Origin of the sequence: Pseudokineococcus sp. 5B2Z-1 (assembly GCF_037482305.1) — a bacterium.
Classification (GTDB): domain Bacteria; phylum Actinomycetota; class Actinomycetes; order Actinomycetales; family Quadrisphaeraceae; genus Pseudokineococcus.
This window is the reverse complement of sequence record NZ_JBBHZG010000002.1, coordinates 262,742-284,989: the sequence shown is the minus strand read 5'-3', so window position 1 is coordinate 284,989 and position 22,248 is coordinate 262,742. Positions and strand designations below refer to the sequence as shown.

Annotated in this window: 22 protein-coding genes; 11 read left to right on the top strand and 11 right to left on the bottom strand. The window is 75.5% G+C overall.

Annotated features, from left to right (window positions below):
- Window positions 1-11 precede the first annotated feature (11 nt).
- From WDV85_RS05525 to WDV85_RS05515, 3 genes are all read right to left on the bottom strand, one after another.
- On the bottom strand, window positions 12-932 hold the full coding sequence (locus tag WDV85_RS05525) for a carbohydrate ABC transporter permease (protein ID WP_339569686.1): 921 nt from the start codon (window positions 930-932) through the stop codon (window positions 12-14).
- The gene (locus WDV85_RS05520) at window positions 929-1,780 is read right to left on the bottom strand and encodes a carbohydrate ABC transporter permease (protein WP_445263233.1); all 852 of its coding nucleotides are present in this window, start codon (window positions 1,778-1,780) and stop codon (window positions 929-931) included. Before WDV85_RS05520 ends, WDV85_RS05525 begins: the two co-directional genes overlap by 4 nt.
- A gap of 89 nt (window positions 1,781-1,869) precedes the next feature.
- Complete coding sequence (locus tag WDV85_RS05515) at window positions 1,870-3,237, bottom strand: ABC transporter substrate-binding protein (protein ID WP_339569684.1); 1,368 nt, start codon at window positions 3,235-3,237, stop codon at window positions 1,870-1,872.
- Between the two features lie 147 nt (window positions 3,238-3,384).
- Here WDV85_RS05515 and WDV85_RS05510 point away from each other — a divergent pair, with 147 nt between their 5' ends.
- Together WDV85_RS05510 and WDV85_RS05505 are read left to right on the top strand one after the other, a co-directional pair.
- Window positions 3,385-4,161, top strand: a complete 777-nt coding sequence (locus WDV85_RS05510; RefSeq protein ID WP_339569683.1) for a FadR/GntR family transcriptional regulator — start codon at window positions 3,385-3,387, stop codon at window positions 4,159-4,161.
- Between the two features lie 110 nt (window positions 4,162-4,271).
- Window positions 4,272-6,371, top strand: coding sequence for a hypothetical protein (locus WDV85_RS05505; protein WP_339569682.1), 2,100 nt, complete (start codon window positions 4,272-4,274; stop codon window positions 6,369-6,371).
- Between the two features lie 75 nt (window positions 6,372-6,446).
- On the opposite strand, the gene WDV85_RS05500 is transcribed toward WDV85_RS05505, so the two are convergent.
- Together WDV85_RS05500 and WDV85_RS05495 are read right to left on the bottom strand one after the other, a co-directional pair.
- Window positions 6,447-6,788 carry a DUF3140 domain-containing protein gene (locus WDV85_RS05500; RefSeq protein WP_339569681.1) on the bottom strand — a complete coding sequence of 114 codons (342 nt, stop codon included), beginning with the start codon at window positions 6,786-6,788 and terminating at the stop codon, window positions 6,447-6,449.
- Window positions 6,789-6,947: 159 nt separating this feature from the next.
- Window positions 6,948-7,280, bottom strand: a complete 333-nt coding sequence (locus tag WDV85_RS05495) for a YnfA family protein (protein ID WP_339569680.1) — start codon at window positions 7,278-7,280, stop codon at window positions 6,948-6,950.
- A 116-nt stretch (window positions 7,281-7,396) separates the two neighbouring features.
- Between WDV85_RS05495 and WDV85_RS05490 the strand changes: the two genes are divergently transcribed.
- From WDV85_RS05490 to WDV85_RS05480, 3 genes are all read left to right on the top strand, one after another.
- Entirely contained in the window at window positions 7,397-7,735 is a 339-nt protein-coding gene (locus tag WDV85_RS05490; RefSeq protein ID WP_339569679.1) for a hypothetical protein, read from the top strand.
- Window positions 7,736-7,807: 72 nt separating this feature from the next.
- Window positions 7,808-8,662 (top strand): class I SAM-dependent methyltransferase, encoded by an 855-nt coding sequence (locus WDV85_RS05485; RefSeq protein WP_339569678.1) that lies wholly within the window; start codon window positions 7,808-7,810, stop codon window positions 8,660-8,662.
- 129 nt (window positions 8,663-8,791) lie between these two features.
- The gene (locus tag WDV85_RS05480; RefSeq protein WP_339569677.1) at window positions 8,792-9,652 is read left to right on the top strand and encodes an SDR family oxidoreductase; all 861 of its coding nucleotides are present in this window, start codon (window positions 8,792-8,794) and stop codon (window positions 9,650-9,652) included.
- Window positions 9,653-9,676: 24 nt separating this feature from the next.
- On the opposite strand, the gene WDV85_RS05475 is transcribed toward WDV85_RS05480, so the two are convergent.
- Window positions 9,677-10,735 carry an alpha-hydroxy acid oxidase gene (locus WDV85_RS05475; RefSeq protein WP_339569676.1) on the bottom strand — a complete coding sequence of 353 codons (1,059 nt, stop codon included), beginning with the start codon at window positions 10,733-10,735 and terminating at the stop codon, window positions 9,677-9,679.
- A gap of 154 nt (window positions 10,736-10,889) precedes the next feature.
- Between WDV85_RS05475 and WDV85_RS05470 the strand changes: the two genes are divergently transcribed.
- Window positions 10,890-11,444 (top strand): isochorismatase family protein, encoded by a 555-nt coding sequence (locus WDV85_RS05470; protein WP_339569675.1) that lies wholly within the window; start codon window positions 10,890-10,892, stop codon window positions 11,442-11,444.
- Window positions 11,445-11,461: 17 nt separating this feature from the next.
- On the opposite strand, the gene WDV85_RS05465 is transcribed toward WDV85_RS05470, so the two are convergent.
- Both WDV85_RS05465 and WDV85_RS05460 read right to left on the bottom strand, forming a co-directional pair.
- The gene (locus WDV85_RS05465; protein ID WP_339569674.1) at window positions 11,462-11,812 is read right to left on the bottom strand and encodes a cupin domain-containing protein; all 351 of its coding nucleotides are present in this window, start codon (window positions 11,810-11,812) and stop codon (window positions 11,462-11,464) included.
- A gap of 140 nt (window positions 11,813-11,952) precedes the next feature.
- Window positions 11,953-12,696: a TetR/AcrR family transcriptional regulator gene (locus tag WDV85_RS05460; RefSeq protein WP_339569673.1), complete on the bottom strand. Its 744-nt coding sequence runs from the start codon at window positions 12,694-12,696 to the stop codon at window positions 11,953-11,955.
- An 89-nt stretch (window positions 12,697-12,785) separates the two neighbouring features.
- On the opposite strand from WDV85_RS05460, the gene WDV85_RS05455 reads away from it, so the two are divergent.
- Window positions 12,786-13,658 (top strand): NmrA family NAD(P)-binding protein, encoded by an 873-nt coding sequence (locus WDV85_RS05455; RefSeq protein WP_339569672.1) that lies wholly within the window; start codon window positions 12,786-12,788, stop codon window positions 13,656-13,658.
- Window positions 13,659-13,781: 123 nt separating this feature from the next.
- Here WDV85_RS05455 and WDV85_RS05450 read toward each other — a convergent pair whose 3' ends face one another.
- Entirely contained in the window at window positions 13,782-14,381 is a 600-nt protein-coding gene (locus WDV85_RS05450) for a dihydrofolate reductase family protein (protein WP_339569671.1), read from the bottom strand.
- A gap of 255 nt (window positions 14,382-14,636) precedes the next feature.
- On the opposite strand from WDV85_RS05450, the gene WDV85_RS05445 reads away from it, so the two are divergent.
- The 3 genes from WDV85_RS05445 to WDV85_RS05435 all read left to right on the top strand — a co-directional run bounded on the left by WDV85_RS05445 (window position 14,637) and on the right by WDV85_RS05435 (window position 18,726).
- Complete coding sequence (locus WDV85_RS05445; RefSeq protein WP_339569670.1) at window positions 14,637-15,458, top strand: ABC transporter ATP-binding protein; 822 nt, start codon at window positions 14,637-14,639, stop codon at window positions 15,456-15,458.
- A gap of 87 nt (window positions 15,459-15,545) precedes the next feature.
- Window positions 15,546-16,586 carry an iron-siderophore ABC transporter substrate-binding protein gene (locus WDV85_RS05440; protein WP_339569669.1) on the top strand — a complete coding sequence of 347 codons (1,041 nt, stop codon included), beginning with the start codon at window positions 15,546-15,548 and terminating at the stop codon, window positions 16,584-16,586.
- A gap of 7 nt (window positions 16,587-16,593) precedes the next feature.
- Window positions 16,594-18,726, top strand: coding sequence for an iron ABC transporter permease (locus WDV85_RS05435; RefSeq protein ID WP_339569668.1), 2,133 nt, complete (start codon window positions 16,594-16,596; stop codon window positions 18,724-18,726).
- 82 nt (window positions 18,727-18,808) lie between these two features.
- Here WDV85_RS05435 and WDV85_RS05430 read toward each other — a convergent pair whose 3' ends face one another.
- Complete coding sequence (locus tag WDV85_RS05430) at window positions 18,809-19,813, bottom strand: aldo/keto reductase (protein ID WP_339569667.1); 1,005 nt, start codon at window positions 19,811-19,813, stop codon at window positions 18,809-18,811.
- A gap of 153 nt (window positions 19,814-19,966) precedes the next feature.
- Between WDV85_RS05430 and WDV85_RS05425 the strand changes: the two genes are divergently transcribed.
- Window positions 19,967-20,665 (top strand): hypothetical protein, encoded by a 699-nt coding sequence (locus WDV85_RS05425; protein ID WP_339569666.1) that lies wholly within the window; start codon window positions 19,967-19,969, stop codon window positions 20,663-20,665.
- Between the two features lie 288 nt (window positions 20,666-20,953).
- Here the strand turns inward: WDV85_RS05425 and WDV85_RS05420 are convergent, their stop codons facing one another.
- Complete coding sequence (locus WDV85_RS05420) at window positions 20,954-22,183, bottom strand: FAD/NAD(P)-binding oxidoreductase (RefSeq protein WP_339569665.1); 1,230 nt, start codon at window positions 22,181-22,183, stop codon at window positions 20,954-20,956.
- Window positions 22,184-22,248 lie beyond the last annotated feature (65 nt).

The following is a 22,248-nucleotide window of genomic DNA, read 5'->3' as shown; positions in this document are numbered from 1 at the left end:
GGTGGTGCACGTCATTCCTTCGTCCCGCCGGCGGTGAGCCCGGTCACGAGGAACCGCTGGGAGAAGAGGAAGACGACGAGGACGGGCAGGACGCTCACCACCGTCGCCAGCGCGAGCGTCGACAGGGACACGGAGTCGGACCCGGCGGCGCTCGGGTTGAAGGCCGGGGAGCTCGACAGCAGCGTCGTCAGCCCGACCTGCATCGGGTAGGTGTCGCTCGAGGGCAGCATCACGAAGGGCAGGAAGTAGTTGTTCCAGTTCTGCACGAAGCTGAAGAAGCCGACGAGGGCGACGGCGGGGGCCGCCAGCGGCAGCGCGACCCGGGTGAAGACCTGACCCTCCGAGCAACCGTCCAGACGAGCCGCGGCGAGAAGGTCCGCCGGGATGCTGGTGGAGAAGTAGATGAATGCCAGGTAGACCCCGAAGGGGAAGAAGGAGAAGGGCAGGATGACGGCCAGGGCGTTCCCGACGAGACCCAGCAGGTTCATCTCGAGGAAGACGGGCAGAACCAGCGCGGTGCTCGGCATGAGCATCACGACCAGCGTCACGACGAGGAGCGCACGGCGCCCCGGGAAGCGCACGAGCGCCAGCGCGTAGCCCGCCGGGACCGACACGAGGAGCGTCAGCACCAGCGCGCCGAGCGCGTAGACGACCGAGTTGACGAGCCAGGTGGTCACCGCTCCCGACTGGAAGGCGAAGAGCTCCCGCGCGTTGTCGACGAGCCCGTCCCACGAGCCGACGGCGAAGGGGTTGGCCCGCACCAGCTCGCCGCCCGTCTTGGTCACGGCGAGCAGCAGCCAGACGAGCGGGACGGTGAAGAACAGGAGGAAGAAGGCGAGCACGAGCACGCCGAGACCACGCCCGCCCCGACCGCTCAGGTCGGCCCTCCGACGGGTGCGGGCCCGCCGACCCACGTCAGCAGCAGCGCTCATGACTCCTCCGTCTCGAACAGGCCGCCCTTGAGCACGAACACGGTGGACAACCCCAGCGACACGACGAGCAGGATCACCGCCAGCGCGGCGGCGCCGTTGAAGTCGCCGAGGTTGAAGGCGTACTGGTAGGCCAGCTGGTTGAGCGAGTAGTCGTTGGGCACCACGCCGTTGCTCGCCTGCGACAGAAGCGTCGGCTCCACGAAGAGCTGGGTGCCCATCGCCAGCGCCAGGACGCCCATGTAGGCGATCCACTTCCGCAGCAGCGGCAACTGGATCCGCAGCGCGATCTGGACGGGGCTTGCGCCGTCGATGCGAGCCGCCTCCATGATCTCGGTGGGGATGTTGTTGAGCGCGCCGAACATGACGATCACCCACTGACCGGCTCCGGTCCAGAAGGCGATGATCGCGAAGACCAGGGGGAGCCCACCGGGCTGGATGGTCTGGGAGAAGCTCTCGAGACCCAGGGCGCGGAGGAGGAAGCCGACCGGGCTGGCGTTCGGGTCGAGCACAAAGAGCCACAGCAGGACGGCCGACGCCCCCGCCAGCGCCCCCGGCAGGTAGTACAGGAGCCGTAGGGCGCCGCTCACCCAGCGGGTCGTCACCGCGTGGACGAGGAGGGCCATGACCACCACGAGGACGGTCAGCAGCAGCAGCCAGATGACCAGGTAGACGGTCACGTGCTGGACCGCCGGCAGGAACCGGTAGTCACCCACGACGCGGGTGAGGTTCGCGATGCCCGCGAACCCTCCCTCGGGGGCGCTGAAGGCCAGGGCGAGCGCGTAGACCGCGGGGAAGATGCCGAAGGCGAGCAGCAGCACGACGTAGGGCAGGACGAAGGCGACGCCCATGACCCGCGGCGGGCCGGCCCCCCGCCCGGTGCGCGGTGGCCGCCCGCGGGTCGCCTCGGGGGCGCCGGCGACGGCTGTGGCCTCCGTGGTCACTGGACGGAGTAGCCGAAGACCTGGGCCTGGTCCTCGATCGCCTGCTGCCAGGTGTCCAGCTCGTCCGTGAGCGGCTGGCCGGAAGTCAGGAGCGGCTGCATCGTCTTCGCCCAGATAGCCTCCTGGCTGAAGGCGGGTGCTCCCCAGCCCGACCACACCAGCGGCGCGGCCTCGGTGAGCCCGGCGAGGTCGGAGGCGTAGTAGCCGCTGTCCTCCTGGCCCGACACCCACTTGTCGGCGGCGGGGGCGTAGGCCGGGTACCCGGGCGCCTGCTCCACCTGGTAGTCGTCCGCAGTGGTGACGAACTCGACGAACTGCGTCGCCGCCTCGAGGTTCCGCGAGTGGCTGGAGACGAACCAGGTGCCACCGCCCACGTTGCCCGTGACGGCGTCCTCGTCGCCCCAGGGCAGGGGCGGAGCCACTCCGATCTGACCGGGCGGCACCGCCAGGGAGTCGGGGTTGTCGAAGATGGCGCCGGCGAACCACGCCGGCCCCGGCATCATGACCACCTTGCCGGAGTACTGCTGCACGAACTCGGGGGAGAAGACGCTGAGGTCGGTCAACCAGCCCTGCTCGACGCCGGCGTCGACGAGCTCCGCCGCACGCTGGCACTCGGGCGAGGTGGTGTCGACCACCATCGTCGACGGCCCCTCGACGTCGTTGGCCTGGCAGCGGCTGGCCCAGAAGAAGATCTCCGGCGTCCACGGGTCGCCCACGGACCCGGTGATGTACCCGGGGTGCTCCTCGGCGACGCGCGCGCTGAGCTCCCCGTACTCCTCCCACGTGGTCGGCAGCTCGTAGCCGAACTCGTCCATCAGCGACTGGTCGTACCAGAGCACGCCCTGGGCCAGGTCGTTGCGCAGGCAGTAGACGGAGCCGTCGACCGTGCAGGGGTCCAGCGACCCCTCGGTGAACCCGCCGAGCACGTCGTCCCCGATGAGGCCCTGGTCGAGCACCGCCGCGAAGGGCTGCTGGCCGTTGGCGCCCTGGCTGGCCCAGGCCGCGTCGTTGTTCTGCGTCGAGAAGACGACGTCCGGCCAGCCGTCGCCAGCGCGGTCGAGGAGACCGATCTTCGTCTTGAACGAGTCCGACCCGTTCGCCGAGCCGTCGTAGGTGACGACGTCGACCTCGACGTCGGGGTTGGCCGCCGTGAAGGCGTCCGCCGCCGCCGCGCGGCTCGCGTCCACCCAGACGGTGATGGGGCTGCCCTCCTCCTGCTGGGCCTCGGCGAAGCCGCGGGCGCCCTCCTCGTCCGTCGTGCCCCCCGGCGAGGCGCAGGCCGCGACCAGCGCCACCCCCGCGGCGGCGGCGGCAGCGGCGGCCCGGGAGGCGCAGTGGTGCGCACTTCTGCGTGTCGTGGTCATCGAGGTCCTCCAGGTGTCGACGTCTCCAGCGACGTCCCGCCCCGTGAGGGCGAGGTCCGGGCCAACGTTGGCCCTGCGAGAAGTGGAACATACGTCATACGTCATGGCAATGGCCGGGGCGGCGGCAGGCGCCCGTACAGTGAGGCCGTGGACGACCCCGCGCCCGGCACCGGCCCAGGAGTGCGCGCCCTGCCCATCACCGGGCGCAGCCCGGCCCCCCGCTTAGGGGTGGCGGTCGTCGACGCCCTCGTCGACGTCATCGTGTCGGGGGCCGTCCTGCCGGGCGACACGCTGCCGCCGGAGTCGGCCCTGAGCCAGCAGTTCGGCGTCAGCCGGACCGTCCTGCGCGAGTCGGTCAAGCGGCTGGAGGAGAAGGGACTAGTCGCCGTCGGCCAGGGCCGCGGCACGGTCGTCCAGCCCACCCGGTCGTGGAACACCATGGACCGCGTCGTGCTGAAGGCGCTCATCGCCCACGACGAGACGCTGGGCGTCCTGGACGAGCTCACGGTCGTCCGCAGCAGCCTGGAGGCGGCGATGGCCGCGGAGACCGCGCGCCGTCGGTCCGCCGTCCAGCTCGAGCTCCTGCGGAGCGCGCTCGAGGAGATGCGCCGCTCCGTGCAGGACGCGGCTGCCTTCAACGCCGCCGACATCACCTTCCACGAGGTCGTCATGGCCACCTCCGGCAACCGGCTCGCGGAGAGCATCGCCAGGGTCCTGTACGAGCGCGCACGGGAGAGCGCGCGCTACGACGTCTACGCGCCGCCCGCCCTCCGGGAGGTGACGCTGAGGGAGCACCAGGCGGTCTTCGCGGCCGTGGAAGCCGGTCTCGACGACGCGGCCGAGCGCGCGATGCACGCCCACGTCACCGACGCCTGGACCCGCCGGCGCCCGCCGGACCACGAGGGCACCCAGCGGGAGCGCTGACGCCACCACGCCGTCCTGATCCGGACAGGTCTTCCACAAAGGTCACACGTGTGCTGTTCTGAGACGCGCCAGGGGGCAGAGCTGCCCCGTTGCCGCTCGAGGAGCAGACCATGATGACGACGTCACACCAAGTGCGAGCCGTGCCGCGCGAGAGGGTGCGCGCCCGCCGCGCCGCTGCGGCGGCGGCCGCCACCGCCCTCGCCCTCACCACCGCGTCCCCGCTCGCCGCCTCGGCCGCCGCGCCGCGGGACGGGGCCCGGACGCTCTACGCCGCCCCCGACGGCGTCGACCGGGGCCTGTGCCGCGACAGCGCCCGCCCGTGCTCGCTGCTGCGCGCCAAGTCCGTCGCCAGCCGCGAGGCGATCGCCGCCAGGGACGTCACGGTCGTGCTGGCCGACGGGGTCTACCGCCTCGATGCGCCCCTCGAGTTCGGGCGCCGCGACGGCGGCCGCCGCGGGGCCACCACGACCTGGGAGGCGGCGCCGGGCGCCACCCCAGAGATCACGGGCGCCCGGCAGGTCACCGGGTGGCGCGTCGACGACGCCGACGCCGGCGTCTACGTCGCCGACCTCCCGGTGGGGCTCGACACGCGACAGCTGTACGTCGACGGCCGCGCCGAGCCGCGGGCGTCCCTCCCCCTCGACCCCTCCGACCTGGAGCTGACCCCCGAGGGCCTGCACCTGCTCGACCCCGACCTGTCCTACCTCGGTGACCTCCCGGACCGCCAGCGCCTCGAGTTCCTCTCCCTGGGCGACTTCACCACGCGCTACTCCCCCGTCGCGGACGTCGTCGGGGACCGCGTCGACATGGAGCAGCCGACCTGGGACAACCAGACCTGGGGCTACGACACCGTCCAGCAGTCGTTCCTCGCCGCCCCGACGTGGTCGCTGGAGAACGCGCGGGCCTTCGTCGACGAGCCGGGTGAGTGGTCCGTCGACCCCGACGCCGGCGAGTTGTACTACAAGCCGGCCGACGGCGTCGACCCCGACGGCCTGGACGTGGAGGTGCCGACGCTGGAGTCGCTCGTGAGTATCAGCGGCACCTACGACGCACCGGTGACCGGCCTGACCTTCCGCGGCCTCCGCTTCACCGGCACCTCGTGGCTCGAGCCCTCCCGGTCCGGCTACGCGAACCAGCAGAACGGGACCTTCCTGAGCGGCGAGTACGACTACCGCCCCGAGGACGCCTTCACCTCCTGCGCCCGCGGCTGCGAGGCCTTCGAGCGCGCACGCAACACGTGGAAGCAGGAGCCGGCGGCGGTGCAGGTCTCGGCCGCTCGGCGCATCACCTTCGAGGGCAGCACCTTCACCGAGCTGGGCCAGTCCGCGCTGGGCATCGGCAACGACGCGAACGCGACCCGCTCCGGTGTCGGCCTCGGCGCCCGGGACGTCGACGTTCTGGCCAACGTCTTCACGGAGGTCGGTGGCCACGGCATCGTCGTCGGTGGCGTGCGCCCCGACGCCCACCACCCCTCGGACGTCCGGATGACCAACCGCGACGTCGTGCTCCGGGACAACACGGTCCGCCGGGTGGCCACGGAGTACCGCGACAACTCGGGCATCCTCAGCACCTACGTCACGGGTGCGCAGATCCTCCACAACGAGGTCGCCGACGTGTCCTACGACGGCATCGACACCGGCTTCGGCTGGGGGTCCAACGACCCCGGAGGCTCGGACGAGTACCTGCGTCGCGGCTACTACGACTGGAACACGCTCTACACGACGCCCACGACGCTGCGGGACAACCTGGTCGCGGGCAACCTCGTGCACGACACGAAGGCGGCCTTCGCCGACGGCGGTTCGGTGTACAACCTCTCCGCAAGCCCCGGTTCGGTCTTCGAGCGCAACTACCTGTACGACGTCTCCGGCGTCGCCCTCTACCTTGACGAGGGGACCCGCTACACGACGTGGCGGCAGAACGTCCTCGAGGGCACGAGCCCCTGGGTCTTCACCAACGCCTACAGCGCGGGGAACGGCACCGCGGACAACCTGCTCGAGAGCAACTGGTACACCTCCGGCGGGGCGCAGGTGCCGAACGCGGAGGAGCGTAACAACCGCCTCGTGGACAACCGCCTCGTCGACCCGGAGCAGTACCCGCCCGGCGCGGTGGACGTCATCTGCGAGGCGGGCGTGTCGCCCGACGTGCGGACGGACCTCAACGCCGACGTCGACGCCTTCCCCGTGTGCGCGTCGGCCGACGGCGAGGACTGACCGCCCTCGCGGTGACGGGCTGACGACCAAGGGCGCGGCGTCCGGAGTCCCCGGCTCCGGACGCCGCGCGGCAGGTCAGGCCAGGGGGTCGTTGCCCCAGTTCATGAGCGAGTAGCGCCACTTCGAGTGCTCGACGTCGTCCTTCGGCTTCTGCGCCCGGTGGCGGTGCACGTAGCCGACGACCTTCCTCATGTGCGCGACGTCGTCCTCGGTGAGGTCGTCCTTCTTGGTCCGCTGGATCTCGACGATCCGCCGCCCGCTCTGGTGGCCGGTCGACTCGCCGTCCCCGCCCGTGTCGCCGACGGACTGCGACTCGTCGGTCTCGAGCCACTCCTCGAGCTGCTTCGGCGTCATGTTCACCGCGTCCTGCCAGTCGTCCCACACGTCGTCGAGGCCCTCGGCCCGCTGCTTCGCCATGGCCAGCACTCTGCGGCAGGCCCCCGGCGGCGGCACCTCGAGGCCGGGAGGGCGGAGGTGCCCGCCGACGAGGAGGACGATGTCCCGAGTTTCGCGCGTCGTCGCAGGTCAGCGGCTCGGCCTCGTGGAGGGGAGGGACTTCGTCCTCCTCGGCGGCGCCTACCCCCGCGGCGCGTACATGATCACGCCGACCCCGAGGACGCAGATCGCGGCGCCGACGACGTCGGCCGTCGTCGGGCGGAAGCCGTCGAGGGCGACGCCCCACAGCAGCGACCCGACGACGAAGACCCCGCCGTAGGCGGCGAGCACGCGGCCGAAGGAGGCGTCGGGCTGCAGGGTGGCGACGAAGCCGTACGCGCCGAGGGCCATGACGCCGAGACCCGCCCACCACCACGGCCGGCCCTCGCGCACGGCCTGCCACACGAGCCACGCCCCGCCGATCTCGGCGAGCGCGGCGAGGGCGAAGAGCGGGACCGAGCGCAGGACCGTCATGCGCCGACCCTCCCAGCGGACGGCGGTCCCCGGTTCGGGCGAAGCTCGGCGCGGCGGGACGGGGTCGCGCCAGGATGCTGGGGCGGGCGCCCGCCCGCGCCGACGAGGAGGTGGCCGTGGACGTCAGGCGGAGCGAGCCGGGCCGTGGGCGGGGCTTCGCGGTCCCCGTCGTCGCCGGACTGGCGCTGTGGCTGGTGACGACGTCGCTGCTGCCGGTCCTCGTCCCCTTCCTGCAGGACCAGACGGGCCTCTACCCGCCGTACGTGCTCACCGCGCTCTGGTCGGCGGTCCAGGTGGCGCTCGTCGCCCTCGCCCTCGTCCTCGTGCTGCTCGGCGTCTTCCGCCTCCTGCGCGCGCTCGAGCTGCACCTCGCGGCGGGACGCCCCGGGGTGGAGGCGCGGGTCGGCACGCCGCGGGAGGACCCCTCCACCGGCGTCCGGAGCGGCCGGGACTGACGCCCGGCAGCGCCCTCGCCGTCCACCGGGAAAGCGCTGGGCTGTCGCGCCCGGTGTCCCTACGGTCCCCCTGTGGACGCCGACGACCTCCCGCCCGAGCTGGCCGCCAACCGGCGCAACTGGGACGAGCGCGTCCCCGTCCACCTCGTCGGCTACGGCGCGGACGCCTTCGCCGCCGACCCGGGGCGCCTGAGCGACGTGGCTCGCGAGGACCTCGCCCTCATGGCGCCCCACCTGCCCGGAGGCACCGTGGCGGGGCTCGACCTCGTGCACCTGCAGTGCCACATCGGCACCGACACGCTCTCCTTCGCCCGCCTCGGCGCGCGCATGACGGGCGTCGACCTCTCCCCGGCGGCCGTCGCCGCGGCCCGCGACCTCGCCCGGCGGGCCGGGCTCGCGGCCGACTTCGTCGAGGCCGAGGTCACCGCGGCGGCGGACGTGCTGGGCCGGACCTTCGACGTCGTCCACACGAGCATCGGCGCGCTGTGCTGGCTGCCCGACCTCGACGCGTGGGCGCGGACCGTCGCGGCGCTCCTGCGCCCGGGCGGTCTCTTCTTCGTCCGCGACACCCACCCCGTCCTCGCCGCCCTGGACGACGAGCGCGACGACGACCAGCTGGTCCTCACCCGCCGGTACTTCGCCGGGCCACCGCTGCGGTGGGACGACGACGTCAGCTACGTCAACCAGGAGGTGCGCATCGAGAGCCGCGAGACGTGGGAGTGGCACCACCCGCTGTCGGAGGTCGTCGGCGCGCTGCTCGGCGCCGGCCTGCGCGTCACCTCGCTCGGCGAGCAGATGACGCTGCCGTGGAGGGCGCTGCCGCACATGGTCGAGGTGGAGACCGAGCACGGCACCGCCCACGCGCTGCCGGAGGGGCCCGAGCGCCTGCCGCTCACCTTCTCCCTCACCGCCGTCCGCGACGGCTGAGCACCCGGGACCGGACCGGCGCTCAGACCGGCGCCCGAGCCCGGCGCGGCGGGTCGGGAAGCAGCCGCACTGCTCAAGCGTTCACACACCTCGCGCGCCGACGGTCGGCGCGGGGACGGAGCACCTGCCATGTCGATCGTCGTCACCGGGGCCACCGGCCAGCTGGGCCGCCTCGTCGTCGAGGAGCTCCTGGAGCGCGGCGCCGCCGCCGACCAGGTGCTCGCGACGGGACGCCGCACGGACCGGCTCGAGGACCTCGCCGCGCGCGGCGTCCGCACCGCGCAGGTCGACCACGACGACCCGACGACGCTCGACGGCGTCATCGGGCGCGGCGACGTCCTCCTCCTCGTCTCGGGCTCCTCCCCCGGCGCGCGGGTGGAGCAGCACCGCGCCGTGGTCGACGCGGCGGTGCGCGCGGGCGCCGCGCACGTCGTCTACACGTCGGCGACGCGGGCCGACGACACCCCGCTCGTGCTGGCGCCCGACCACGCCGAGACCGAGGAGCTGCTCCGGGCCGCCGACGTGCCGGTCACGGTGCTGCGGAACGACTGGTACACGGAGAACTACGGCGCGGACCTCGAGCGCGCCCGTGAGACCGGCGTGCTCGCCGCGGGCGCCGGCGACGGCCGGGTCGCGAGCGCCTGCCGCCGCGACTACGCCGCCGCGACGGCCGCCGTCCTCCTCGACCCGGCGGCACACGCGGGGCGCACGTACGAGCTCGGCGGCGACGTCGCCTGGACCTACGACGAGCTGGCCGCCGCGATGGGCGAGGTCCTCGGGCGGGAGGTCACCTACCAGCGCCTCTCGCCCGAGCAGCAGGGCGCCGCCCTGCGCAGCGCCGGGCTCGACGAGCAGACGGCGGGCTTCGTCGTCGCGCTCGACCAGAACATCGCGGCCGGGGCGCTCGACGTCACGACGGGCGACCTCGCGCGCCTCGCGGGCCGCCCCAGCACCCCGCTCGTCGAGGGCCTGCGCCCGCTGGCGGGCTGAGCCCGCTCCCGGGGGCCCGCCGCCTCAGGGCAGCGGGCCCCCGGGGAGGTCGAGCAGGTCCGGGGTGAGGTCGGCGGCGCGCGGAGCTCCGACCTGCTGCAGCACGAGGGCCAGCTCGTCGGTGAGGCGCCGGAGGACCTCGGTGACGCCCGCCTCCCCGTCGGCCGCCAGGCCCCACATCGCCGGGCGCCCGACGAAGGCGGCACGGGCGCCCAGCGCCAGGGCCGCCGCCACGTGGCCCCCGGAGCGCAGGCCGCTGTCGACGAGGACCTCTGCGCGGTCCCCCACCGCGGCGACCACCTCGGGGAGCGCGCGCAGCGCTGTCACGGACGTGCCGAGCCGCCGCCCGCCGTGGGTGGACACGACGACGCCCGCCGCGCCGGCGTCGACGCAGCGCACGGCGTCGTCGCCGCGCAGCACGCCCTTGACGAGGACGGGGAGGCCCGAGACCTCACGGAGCCAGCCGACGGTCCCGGCGTCGACGTCGCGCACCGTGCCCGTGGCGCCCTCCTCGCGGTCGGCGAGGTCCTCGGCCGTCAGCGCCGTCGCCCGCTCGCGAGCCGGCCCGGGCGGCCACTCGGTGGGCTCGACGCCGGGGACGGACGAGACGAGCGCCGTCGTGTCGAGCGTGAGCACCAGGGCGCGGGCCCCCGCCGCTGCGGCGCGCTCGACGAGCAGGCGCGTCAGGCCCCGGTCGCGCATGACGTAGACCTGGTACCACCACGGCGCCCCCGTGGCCGTGACGGCGTCGAAGGGCACGGCCGTGTTCGTCGAGACGCCGAGCAGCGAGCCCGCTGCGGCGACGGCGCGGCCCGTGGCCGCCTCGCCCTCGGGGTGGGCCGCCACCTGCTGCGCCATGGGCGCGACGAGGACGGGGGTGCGGAGCGAGGTGCCGAGGACGGTCGTCGAGAGGTCGACGGCGCTCGTGTCCGTGAGCACCCGCGGCCGCCACCGCAGCGCCTCCCAGCCCGCCAGCTCCTCCGCGAGGCACTCGCCGCCGCCGGCGCCGGCGGCGTAGTAGCCCGCCACGTGCGCGGGCAGCGCGGCGCGCGCCCGCTCCTCCAGGTCCTGCAGCCAGGTCACGCCCGCGAGCATCCTCCTGGCGGCGGCGCAGCGGCTGGCACGGTCGTGCGGGGCGCCGCCGAGGGGCGCCGCGCCGGGGCCCCGCTGTCGGTGGTCGGCGCTAGCGTCCCCGCACCGCGGCCGACGGCGGCCGGGGCCGGGTGAGGGAGGGGCCATGACCACGCTCGAGGGCCGCACGGGCACGGCGCTGCTGGTGGTGGACGTGCAGGTCGACGTCGTCGCCGGCGCCCACGACCGCGACGCCGTGGTGGGCCGCGTCGCCCGCCTGGTGGAGAGGTCTCGCACGGCGGACGTGCCCGTCGTGTGGGTGCAGCACTCCGACGCCGGGCTGGTGAGCGGCAGTCCGGGGTGGCAGCTCGTCCCCGAGCTCCTGCGGCGCGACGACGAGGCGCTCGTCCACAAGGAGCACGGGGACTCGTTCGAGGGCACCGACCTCGAGCACGTGCTGGCCGGCGTGGGCGCCGGGCACCTCGTCGTCGCCGGCGCGCAGACGGACGCGTGCATCCGCTCCACCGTCCACGGCGCCCTCACCCGCGGCTACGACGTCACGCTCGTCGGCGACGCCCACACCACCGAGGACCTCAGCGCCTACGGCGCCCCGCCTCCGGCGGCCGTCATCGCCCACACGAACCTCTACTGGCAGCACCAGACGGCGCCGGGGCGCACGGCCCGCGTGGTCACGGCCGAGGAGGTGCGCCTCGACGGCTGAGCCGCGGGCGGCCGGGTTCAGGCGCCCGCCGGCTGGTCCCGGTCGTGCACCTGCGCGGGCGGGTGGGTGGCCTCGACGGCGGTGAAGGGCTCGAGGATCGCGTAGGCGTGCACGGCGCCCTTCGGCACGACCCACGAGTCGCCCGCCTCGAGGACCACGACCTGGCCCTCGCTGCGCAGCTCGGCGCGGCCGGCGATGACGTAGCCGACCGTCTCGTACTCGCGCGCCACCTCGGGCTCCGGGTCCCCGGGCGGCTGCTCGCGCCACATCCGCATGCTCGTCGTCGCCCCGCTGGCGAGGTGCACCTGCCCCATGGCGCCGCGCGGGGAGTGCGCGCTGTCGACCTTGATGATCGTCGTGTCACCCATGCCGCGACGCTACGGCCGCCCCGCGGCGTCAGCGAGCCGCGGACCTGCGGGCGGCCCACCGGCCGTCACGGCGAGGACGTCCACGAGCGTGACCGTGCACGGTCACGCTCGTGGACGTCGTCGGCTGCAGGGGCGACCGCTCACGCCCCCCGTGACGGGCGCGACGGCCCCGTGACGCGGTCCAACCACTCCCGCAGCAGCTCCCGCTCCGCCGGGCTGAGCTCGTCGAGCCCCGGGAGCTCGGCGCGCAGGGCGTTGGCCGCGGGCACGGCCCCCGCCGCCGGGCGCTCGACGGCGTCGGTCGTGACGGCGGCCATGACGGCGTCGAACGTGCTGCGCGACAGGGCGGCGTCGCGCTCCCCCTCCTCGAGCCCGAGGAGCGTGAGGACGACGCCGCAGGCCGCCGCGTGCACCATGTCGGCGGCGAGCTGCACGTCGACGCGCAGGCGCCCCGCAGCGGCGATCGCCGTCATCCGGGAGCGCAGCACGCCGAGCGCCCGCGACGCCGCCTCGGGCCGCCGCCCCGGGACCGGGTCTCCGTACATGAGCGAGAAGAGCGCGGGGTTGGCGAGGCCGAAGCCGACGTGGAGGTCCCAGCCCCTGCGGAGCTCGGCCACCGGGTCGCCGCCCCCCGCGGGCGGCTTCGCGGCGAGGTAGGTGGCGTACTCGTGCTCGGCGACGGCGGCGAGCAGCCCGGCCTTGTCGCCGAAGAGGCGGTAGATGGTCGGCGCCTGCGTCCCCGCGGCGGCCGCGACCGCTCGGGTCGAGACGGCGTCGCGACCGCCCGCGGCGAGCAGGTCGAGCGTCGCGCGGACGACGTCGCCGCGCAGGCGCCCTCGGCCGGGATCGGCGACCGCTGGGACCTCTCCGACGCCCTGGCTCATGGTTCCGATGATAACTGGCGCTTGCTAACGATGGACAACGACGCTTACGGTCGTGGCGTTATCGACGGAAGCATCAGAGGGAGAACACCGTGATCATCGTCACCGGGGCCACCGGCCAGCTCGGCCGCGCCAGCGTCGAGCACCTGCTCGATCGCGTCCCCGCCTCCGAGGTGGGCGTCAGCGTCCGCGACCCTGAGCGGGCCCAGGACCTCGCCGACCGCGGCGTCCGCGTCCGCCGCGGGGACTTCACCGAGCCCGAGACGCTGGCGGCCGCCTTCGAGGGCGCCACGCAGCTCCTGCTCGTCTCGGGCCCGGCGGGGGCCGAGCCCCACCGCGCCGCCGTCGACGCCGCCGTGGCCGCCGGCGCGGAGCGCGTCGTCTACACCTCGCACATGGCCGCCGGAGCGACCCCGGCGCCGCTCTTCGCGCCGGCCGTCGGCCACGCCGAGACCGAGCGCGACCTCGAGCGCAGCGGCGTCGCGTCCACGGCCCTGCGCGACGGCTTCCACGCCACCAGCGCGCTGCACATGCTGGGTCGCGGCGTCGAGACGGGGGAGCTGCGCCTGCCCGAGGGCGGCCCCGTCTGCTGGACGGCGCAGGACGACCTCGGCGTCGCCGCCGCCGTCGCCCTCACCGCGCCGGAGCGCCTGTCGGGCACCACACCCCCGCTCACGGGCTCCGAGTTGCTCGACATGGACGAGGTCGCCGACGTCGTCGCGGAGCTGACGGGCCGCCCGCTGCGGCGGACCACCGTGTCGGACGAGGACTTCCTCGCGGAGCTCGTGGCGGGCGGCACGCCGGAGGCCTACGCGCCGCTCGCGCTCACCTTCTTCACCGCGGGCCGCCGTGGCGACTTCGCCGTCACCGACCCGACCCTCGCCAGGCTCCTCGGCCGCGAGCCGGTGCGCCTGCGCGACGTGCTGGCCGCCCAGCTGGGCGTCGCCGCACCCGCCGGCGCCTGACGCCGGGCCGTCACGGCGGAGCCGTCCAGGAGCTCGGGCGGCGGAGCCGTCCACGAGCACCGACGACGGAGCCGTCCACGGACGTGACCGTGCACGGTCACGCTCGTGGACGGCTCCCCGGGCTCACACCGACCCGGCGACGTCCTCGTACGCCTGCGCCGCGGGCAGCTCGGCCGGTGCGTAGACGAGCCGCAGCACGCCGGTGGGCAACGCCTGCGAGCCCAGCAGCCGCAGCGGCTGCACCGCGTCGCCCTCGTCGAAGAGCCGCCCGCCGCGGCGGGCGGCCACGGGGTGCACGAGCAGGCGCAGCTCGTCGAGCACCCCGGCGGCGAGGAGCTGGCGCACCACCGTGGGGGACCCCGCGACGAGCACCTTCCCCACCGACGCGTCCTCCCGCAGGGCCCGCACCGCAGCGACGACGTCGGGCGCCGCCTCCGCGTTCCGCCACCCCAGGTCCTGCGCGCCCCGCGTCGCGACGACCTTGCGGACGTCGCCGAGCTGCCGGGCGAAGTCGGCGTCCTCCCCGCCGGCGGCCTCGCGGTCGGGCCAGGCGCCGGCGAAGCTCTCGTACGTCACGCGCCCGAGGACGAGGACGTCGACGTCCTCGTAGTCCTCGCTCACCGCCGCCCCCATGGCGTCGTCGAAGTAGGGGAAGTGCCAGGCGGGGTCGACCTCCACGACACCGTCGAGGGCGGAGAACAGGGTCGAGACGACTGCTGCCACGGGGGGACCTCCCGGCCGTCGCGCCCGTCCGGCACGGGCGCTGGTGCCGGGGTGGACCCGCGCCGCCACCGCAGCTCATCGGTCGCCCACGGCCGTTGCGCGCACAGCGACCTGCAGAACGGCGTCCCGGAGGACGTGGCAGCGCCCTGACCTGCGGTGACGCCCCCGTGACGGCCCTTTCCGCAGGTCGCCCTGCGCCCCGAGCACCGCGAGGGGCTTGATTCCCACGGTGCTGGTGAGGGTAGCCTCACCTCCATGCCAGCCGAGTGGGCGCTCCGCGCCGAGGACGTCGAGGTGCGCTTCGGCGACGCGACCGCGGTCGACGGGGTGAGCGCCTCCCTCGAGCGGGGCTGCGTCACCGCGCTCGTGGGGCCCAACGGGTCGGGCAAGTCGACGCTCCTGCGGGCGATGTCGCGCCTCGTCGTGCCGCGGGCGGGCGCGGTGGCGCTGCCGGACGTGCCCGACGTCGCCGTCCTCCGCGGCCGCGACCTCGCCCGCCGCATCGGGCTGCTCGCGCAGCAGCGGCCGACGCCCGCGGGCATCACCGTGCGGGACCTCGTCGGCTACGGCCGCCACCCGCACCGCCGCGGCTGGCGGGGCACCGACGCCGGCGGCGCGACCGCCGTCGCGCGGGCGCTGTCGCTCACCGGCCTCGAGGAGCTGGCGGAGCAGGCCCTCGAGACCCTCTCGGGCGGCCAGCTGCAGCGCGCGTGGCTCGCCTCGGCGCTCGCGCAGGAGACGGACGTGCTCCTGCTCGACGAGCCCATCAACCACCTCGACCTGCGCTACCAGGTGGAGGTGCTCGACCTCGTCCGCTCCCTGGCGGACGAGCACGGCGTCGCGGTGGGGGTCGTGCTGCACGACCTCGACCACGCCGCCGAGGTCGCCGACCGCGTCCTCGTCCTCTCCCGCGGGCGCGTCGTCGCCGACGGGACGCCGGAGGAGGCCCTCACCGAGGACGTCCTCTCGGCGGTCTACGAGATCGACGTCCGCGTCGGCCGCGACCCCGTCGACGGGGCCCTGCGGGTGCGCACGCGCCCCGTCCGGGGCTGCGCCCGACGCCCCGCCCCCGTCTGAGCGGACCAGCAGCCCTTCCCCCACCGGGCCGGTCGACGGCCCTCCCCGAACGCGACCACGGTCGCCGACCCAGAGATGCGGTGCCCCATGCCCTCCTCCCCCTCCGCCGGCGCGCCCCGCGGCGTCCACCCCGGCCGCGCCGCCCTGCTGCCGGCCGCGCTCCTCGCCCTGCTGCCCGCCCTGGCCGCCTGCGGCACGACGAGCGACGCCGTCGACCCCGGCACCTCCTCGACGGCCGGCGCGGTCACGGTGCAGGACGCCACCGGCGCCGACGTCGTGCTCGAGGACGGTCCGGCCACCCGGGTCGTCGCGCTCGAGTGGGCCCAGGCCGAGATGCTCTCGAGCCTCGGCACCGAGCTCGTCGGCCTCTCGGACGTCGAGGGTTACGAGAGCTGGGTCGCCGCCGCGGTCCCGCTGACCTCCGAGCCCACCGACGTCGGACTGCGCACCGAGCCCAGCGTCGAGCAGATCGCCGACCTCGAGCCGGACCTCATCGCCGGCGTCACCGAGTCCGTGCCCGACGCGGTGCGCGAGCAGATGGAGCAGGTCGCGCCCGTCCTGCTCCAGGCCGGCGCTGACGCCTCCGACCCCCTCGGCTCGGTCACGGCGGACCTGCGGACCCTGGCGACGGCGGTCGGGGCCGAGGAGGCGGCGGACGAGGTCGTGACCGCGATGGAGAGCACGCTCGAGGACAACGCGCAGGTCCTCGCCGACGCCGGGCTCGCGGGCACGCCCGTCACCTTCACCTCCCCTTACGCGGAGGGCGCCAACGTGACCGTCCGCATGCACGGCCCCGGCTCGGCGCCGCAGGCGGTGCTGACGGAGATGGGCCTCGAGCCGGCGTGGACCGAGGCCGGCGACGAGGCGTACGCCATCTCGAGCACCGACGTCGAGGGCCTCACCGCCCTGCCCGAGGGCACCTGGTTCACCTGGTGGGCCAACGGCGCGAGCGAGGACCCGGTGGAGACGTCGCTGTCCTCCAACGCCGTGTGGCAGAGCCTGCCGTTCGTCCAGGAGGGCCGCGTCGCCGGCGTTGCCGACGGCGTGTGGGTCTACGGCGGTCCCGCCTCCCTCGCCGCCTTCAGCGACGAGATGACCGAGCTCCTCACCTCCGCCCAGGCGGGCTGAGGCCGCCGTGGGGGCCCCGACGGCGACGGACGGCGGCGCGCGACGGCCGTCGTCGTCGGGCGCGCCCGTCCCGCCGGCGCCGGGCGGCGGCCCGGTGGCGCCACCGCGGCCGCCGGGCTCGCGGCGCGGCGCCCTGCTCGTCGCGCTCGCCGTCGGGGCGTGGCTCGTCGTCGCCGTCGCGGCGCACCTGGCGCAGGGGACGGCGGAGGTCGACGTCGCCACGCTGCTGGCCGCCGCCACGGGCCAGGACCTGCCCCAGGCCTCCGCCGTCCTCCTCGAGTCGCGGCTCCCGCGGCTGGCGGCGGCGCTCGTCGTCGGCGGGGCCCTCGGCCTGTCGGGCGCTGCCATGCAGTCGGTCTCGCGCAACCCGCTCGCCTCGCCCGACACCACCGGAGTCGCCGCGGGCGCCCACCTCGCCATGACGGCGGCGGCCGCGCTCGGCCTCGGCGGCGGCCCCCTCGCGGGCCTCGCCACCGCCTCCGCCGGGGGCCTCGCGGCGGCGGCCCTCGTCATCGGCCTGTCGGGCGGCGCGCTGTCGCCCGACCGGCTCGTCCTGGCCGGCTCCGTGCTGGCCCTCGGCCTGGCCGCGGTCACCTCCGCGGTCCTCCTGCTCTTCCCGTGGGAGACGCAGGGCCTCTACGCCTGGGGCGCGGGCTCCCTCTCCCAGAACGGCATGGGCGCGATCACCGCGGTCGCACCGGTCCTCGTCGTCGCGACGGCGCTGCTGCTGCTCCTCGGGCGCCGCCTCGACCTCCTCCAGCTGGGCGAGGACCAGGCCTCCGCGCTCGGCGTCCCCGTCGGCAGCACCCGGCGCGCGACCGTGGTCCTCGCCGTCGTCCTCGCGGCCTGCGCGGTCACGGTGGCGGGCCCGGTCGGGTTCGTGGGCCTGTGCGCCCCGGCGCTGCTGCGCCTGCTCGCCCGGCGCGTGCGCGTCCTGCGGCGCCAGCGCGTGCTCCTGGCCGCGAGCGGCGGCGCGGGCGTCGCCCTCGTGCTCAGCGCCGACGTCGTCCTGCGCGCCGCCTTCGGGCCGGTGTCGGGCGTCACGGTGCCCACCGGCGTGCTGACGAGCGTCATCGGCGCCGCCTTCCTCGTCCTGCTCGCGCAGCGGCTGCCGGGGGGCGGCGACGGCGAGGGCCTGGCCGGCCTGCGGGCCGGGACCCGCTGGGGCCGCGCGCACCCGGGCCTCGTGCTGGGCGCCGCGGGCGCGGTGCTCCTCGCCGTCGTCGTCGCGGGCGTCCTGCTCGGCGACAGCCTCGTGCTCCTCGGCGACGTCGCGAACTGGCTGCGCGGCGTGGCCGCCCCCCGCGTCGAGGTCATCCTCGGCTCGCGGGTCCCCCGCGTCGGGGCGGCCCTGCTGGCCGGAGCCTGCCTCGCCCTCGCCGGCGCGGCGGTGCAGGCGGTCACGCGCAACCCCCTGGCCGACCCGGGGATCCTCGGCGTCTCGGCGAGCGCCGGCCTCGGCGCCGTCGCCGTCATCACCCTGGTGCCCCTGCGCAGCGACGGCCTCGTCCTCGCGGGCGCCGGCGTCGGCGCGGCCCTCGCCGCCGTCGTCCTCCTCGTCGCCGGCCGCGGCGGTCAACTGCGGACCGTGCTCGCCGGCATCGGGACCGCCGCCGCCGCGGCCGCGCTGACGACGCTGCTCATCCTGAGGACGGACCCGTGGAGCCAGACCACGGCGATCACCTGGCTCGGCGGGTCCACCTACGGCGCGACCGTCGGCCAGCTCGTCCCCATGGCGCTCGCGCTCGCGGGCGGCGCCGTCGTCTGGGCGCGCACCCACCGCGACCTCGACCTGCTCCAGCTCGACGACACGACGCCGCACGTCCTCGGCGTCGACCTGCCGCGCGCCCGGCTCCTCCACGTCGGGACGGCCGTGGTGCTCACCGCGGCGGCGACGGCGGGCGTCGGCGTCATCGCCTTCGTCGGCCTGGTGGCGCCGCACGCGGCCCGCCTGCTCGTGGGCAAGCGGCACGACGTCCTCGTGCCGCTGGCCGTCCTCCTCGGCGCGGCGCTCGTCGTCGTCGGCGACCTCGTCGGCCGCACGGCCCTCGCCCCGGCGCAGCTGCCCGCGGGCCTCGTCGTGTCGCTCGTCGGCACGCCGTACTTCCTCTGGCTGCTGCGGCGGATGCGCGCCGCCTGACGCCACGGGCGCAGCGGTGGAGCCACGGCGCCCTCAGGCGCGCCGTCGCTCCACCGCCGCCCCGCCCCTGCGCGGGGCTGCGTCAGCGACGGACGGTGCTCATGTCCGGGTAGCGGTCGCCGGCGCTCGCGCCGACGGGCAGCACGGCCTCGAGCCGGTCGAGCTCCTCGCGCGTCAGCTCGACGTCGACGGCGGCCACGTTCTCCACGAGGTAGCTGCGGCGCTTCGTGCCCGGGATCGGGACGACGTCCGGCCCCTTCGCCAGGAGCCAGGCGAGGGCGACCTGGCCCGCCGTCGCGCCCTTCGCCTCCGCGAGCGCCCGCACCTCGTCGACGAGCTGGAGGTTGCGCGTCATGTTCTCGCCCTGGAAGCGCGGGTTGGCGCGGCGGAAGTCGTCCTCGGCCAGGTCGTCGGTGCTGCGGATCGCGCCGGAGAGGAAGCCGCGGCCGAGCGGGGAGTAGGGCACGAACCCGATGCCGAGCTCGCGCGTCGTCGCGAGGACGCCGTCCTCCTCGACGTCGCGGGTCCACAGCGACCACTCGGTCTGCAGCGCGGTGACGGGGTGCGTCGCGTGGGCGCGGCGGATGCTCTCGGGGGACGCCTCGCTGATGCCGAGGTGGCGCACCTTGCCCGCCTGGACGAGCTCGGCCATGGCGCCCCACGTGTCCTCCACGGGCACGGAGGTGTCGACGCGGTGCTGGTAGTAGAGGTCGATGACGTCGACGCCGAGCCGCTGCAGGCTGGCGTCGCACGCCGACCGCACGTACTCGGGTCGGCCGTTGACGCGGAAGCCGCCCTCGGGGAGGGCCTCGTTGCCGAACTTGGTGGCGAGGACGACCTCGTCGCGCCGCGAGGCGATGGCCCGGCCGACGAGCTCCTCGTTGGTGAAGGGCCCGTACATGTCGGCGGTGTCGAGGAGGGTGACGCCGGCGTCGAGCGCCGCGTGGATGGTCGCCGTCGACTCGTCCTCGTCGAGGGCGCCGTAGAAGGCGCTCATGCCCATGCAGCCGAGGCCGAGGGCGGAGACGGTCAGCTCGGTGCCGTTCGCGGCGCTGCCGAGCGTGCGGGTCGGGAGGGTGTCTGCCATGTCCCCACCCTGCGCCTCGAGGGACGAGGGGGCGCGGCGGGACGGCGCGCCCGTCCGGGTCAGGAGGTCGCGGACGACTGACGACCGGGGTGCCGGGGCCCGATGATCGGTGCCCGTTCCGGCGCCGCGCCGGAGCCCGAGGAGGACGGCCCGATGACCGACGTGCAGGCGCCTGCGCCACCCACCGCCGGACGTCCGTCGGCCCGACCCCGCCGGCGCCGGCGACGACGGCTCGGGACGGGCCTCGTCGTCGTCGGGCTCTCCGCGACGACGGTGACGGCGGGCCTCGTGACGGGTGTCGTGGGGCCGAGCCGGCTGGTCGAGGGGAACTCGTGGGGCGTGCGCGTCCTGGACACCGCCCCCGGGGACCCCTACGCCGACGTCGACCTGCGCCCGGACGCCGTCGCGGACGTCTCGAACATCTACGGCAGCGAGTACAGGGTGGACGTCCAGCGCGGCGGCTGGCTCGACGTGACGGCGTCCGTCCGCAACGACTCGCCCGTCCCGATCCGCGTCACCGGCGTCTCGAGCCCCTTCGTGGACGGGGGGCGCCTCGACGTGACGGCGGACGCGCAGGTGACCGTCCCCGTCGACGAGCTGGGCGGCAGCGACGCCTGGCGCCCGCTCGGCGACGGCGTGGTCGTCCCGCCCGGCCTCTCGTGGCGCTTCCGCGTGACCGGTCGCCTCGACGCCGTGTGCGACCACGGGTCGCACGACGTGCCCGACGCGGGGAGCGTGTCGACCGACCAGCCCCTCGACGTCGACTACACGGTCCTCGGCGTCCCGCGCCAGGCGACGCCGACGATGTCGTGGACCATCTCTCTCGTCGGGCCCTTCACCCTCGGCTGCTGACGCGACGTCGCCCTGGCTCACGGACGGCGCGCGCTCGGCCAGGGGCTCGGCGTGCTCGTCCCACGAGGTGTCGGGCGAGGAGCACCGGCCGCCGTCGCGCTCGTACGCGGCCGCGGCCGACCCGGGCCGGATCCCCCCGGCAGCACGTCAGCACGTCACCGCTGGACGCCTGACGACGCAGGCGGAGGTCCCGTCGCTCTCCGCGACGTCGGCGAGGGCGAGGTGGGTGGCGTCAGCGGGGGTCGTGGTCATGCGCGGATCGTCACCCCGCCGCCGGCCGCCCGCCCGTCAGACCTTCCCGTGCAGGATGCGGTGCCAGTAGAGGACCGGCAGCCCGTACCGGTCGAACAGCCAGGTGAGGCGCCGCGGCCGGAAGCGGTGCAGCACCGGCAGGTGACGCGGGCGCGGCCCGGAGCGGTCGCGCTCGACGAGCACGAGCCGCCGGTGGCTCGTCGTCACCGGCATGACGGTGAAGCCGTCGTACCGGTGGAGCTTCCGCCCCTTCGCCGCCGCTGTGAGGTTCTTCGCGAGGACGTCGACCTGCTTGCGCAGCCCGCCGCCCGACGAGCTCGTCTCGAGGGACGCCACGTCGCCGAGCGACCAGACGTCGTCGGACACGGTGGAGCGCATGGTGCCCGGGTCGACGGACACCAGCCGGCCGGGGTCGTCGGTGGCGAGCCCGGCGTCGGCGACCCAGCGCGGCGCGCGGTAGTGGGGGACGACGTGGGCGTGCGCGAGGTCGTCGAGGTGCACCGGACCTGCGGGCGTCGTCAGCTCGACGGACCGCAGCACGGGGTCGACGCGCGCCACACGCGCCCGGCGCAGCACCCGCACGCCGTAGCGCTCGAAGGCCCGCTCGAGCCGGGCGTCGGCCGTCGGAACGCCGATGACGTGCTCCTCGGGGAGGGCCAGCACGACGTCCAGGTCGTCGAGGACGCCAGCCTGCCGCCAGGCGTCGCACGCCATGAGCAGGGGCTTGAGCGCGGTGGCCGCGCAGGGCGCCGGCTCGGGCGGCACGGTGAAGAGCACCGTGCCGGAGCGCACGCCGCTCAGCGCGGGCCAGACGAGCGGGGCCGCGCTCGGCACGTACGTGGAGGTGGCCCAGCCGGCCGTGTACGCCGACTGCAGGCCCGGGGTCTCCTCCCAGTCCTCCTGCGTGCCGGGGCACACGACGAGCGTCGAGTACCGCAGGCGGCGGCCGCGTCCGGTCGTCACGACCTTCGCCGCGTGGTCGACCGAGGCGACGGCGTCCCTCACCCACCGGACGCCGTCCGGGACGACGCGGCCCATCGGCTTCTCGAGCGAGCGCATCCGGGCCTCGCCGGCCCCCACGTAGTTGAGCAGCGGCCGGTAGCGGTGCACGGGCGAGGGCTCGACGAGGACGACGTCACGCCACCCGTCCCGCCGCAGGCGGGCCGCCAGGGAGATCCCGGCGTTGCCACCGCCGACCACGAGGACCTCGGCGTGCTCGGTGCGGGTGTCGGGCAGGGCGGGGGCGCCCGGGGTCGAGAGGGTCACCCCTCGACCATGGGCGCCGCCGCCCGCCCCTGCCACTCGCCTGCACCGGCCCGCCGGACCGCGCC

Bases quoted from the DNA above. Each gene is read 5' to 3' on its own strand.
- WDV85_RS05525 (WP_339569686.1), bottom strand. From the start codon at position 932: ATGAGCGCTGCTGCTGACGTGGGTCGGCGGGCCCGCACCCGTCGGAGG.
- WDV85_RS05480 (WP_339569677.1), top strand. From the start codon at position 8,792: ATGTCGATCGTCGTCACCGGGGCCACCGGCCAGCTGGGCCGCCTCGTC.
- WDV85_RS05515 (WP_339569684.1), bottom strand. From the start codon at position 3,237: ATGACCACGACACGCAGAAGTGCGCACCACTGCGCCTCCCGGGCCGCC.
- WDV85_RS05445 (WP_339569670.1), top strand. From the start codon at position 14,637: ATGCCAGCCGAGTGGGCGCTCCGCGCCGAGGACGTCGAGGTGCGCTTC.
- WDV85_RS05430 (WP_339569667.1), bottom strand. From the start codon at position 19,813: ATGGCAGACACCCTCCCGACCCGCACGCTCGGCAGCGCCGCGAACGGC.
- WDV85_RS05505 (WP_339569682.1), top strand. From the start codon at position 4,272: ATGATGACGACGTCACACCAAGTGCGAGCCGTGCCGCGCGAGAGGGTG.
- WDV85_RS05440 (WP_339569669.1), top strand. From the start codon at position 15,546: ATGCCCTCCTCCCCCTCCGCCGGCGCGCCCCGCGGCGTCCACCCCGGC.
- WDV85_RS05460 (WP_339569673.1), bottom strand. From the start codon at position 12,696: ATGAGCCAGGGCGTCGGAGAGGTCCCAGCGGTCGCCGATCCCGGCCGA.
- WDV85_RS05465 (WP_339569674.1), bottom strand. From the start codon at position 11,812: ATGGGTGACACGACGATCATCAAGGTCGACAGCGCGCACTCCCCGCGC.
- WDV85_RS05470 (WP_339569675.1), top strand. From the start codon at position 10,890: ATGACCACGCTCGAGGGCCGCACGGGCACGGCGCTGCTGGTGGTGGAC.
- WDV85_RS05520 (WP_445263233.1), bottom strand. From the start codon at position 1,780: ATGGGCGTCGCCTTCGTCCTGCCCTACGTCGTGCTGCTGCTCGCCTTC.
- WDV85_RS05425 (WP_339569666.1), top strand. From the start codon at position 19,967: ATGACCGACGTGCAGGCGCCTGCGCCACCCACCGCCGGACGTCCGTCG.
- WDV85_RS05500 (WP_339569681.1), bottom strand. From the start codon at position 6,788: ATGGCGAAGCAGCGGGCCGAGGGCCTCGACGACGTGTGGGACGACTGG.
- WDV85_RS05495 (WP_339569680.1), bottom strand. From the start codon at position 7,280: ATGACGGTCCTGCGCTCGGTCCCGCTCTTCGCCCTCGCCGCGCTCGCC.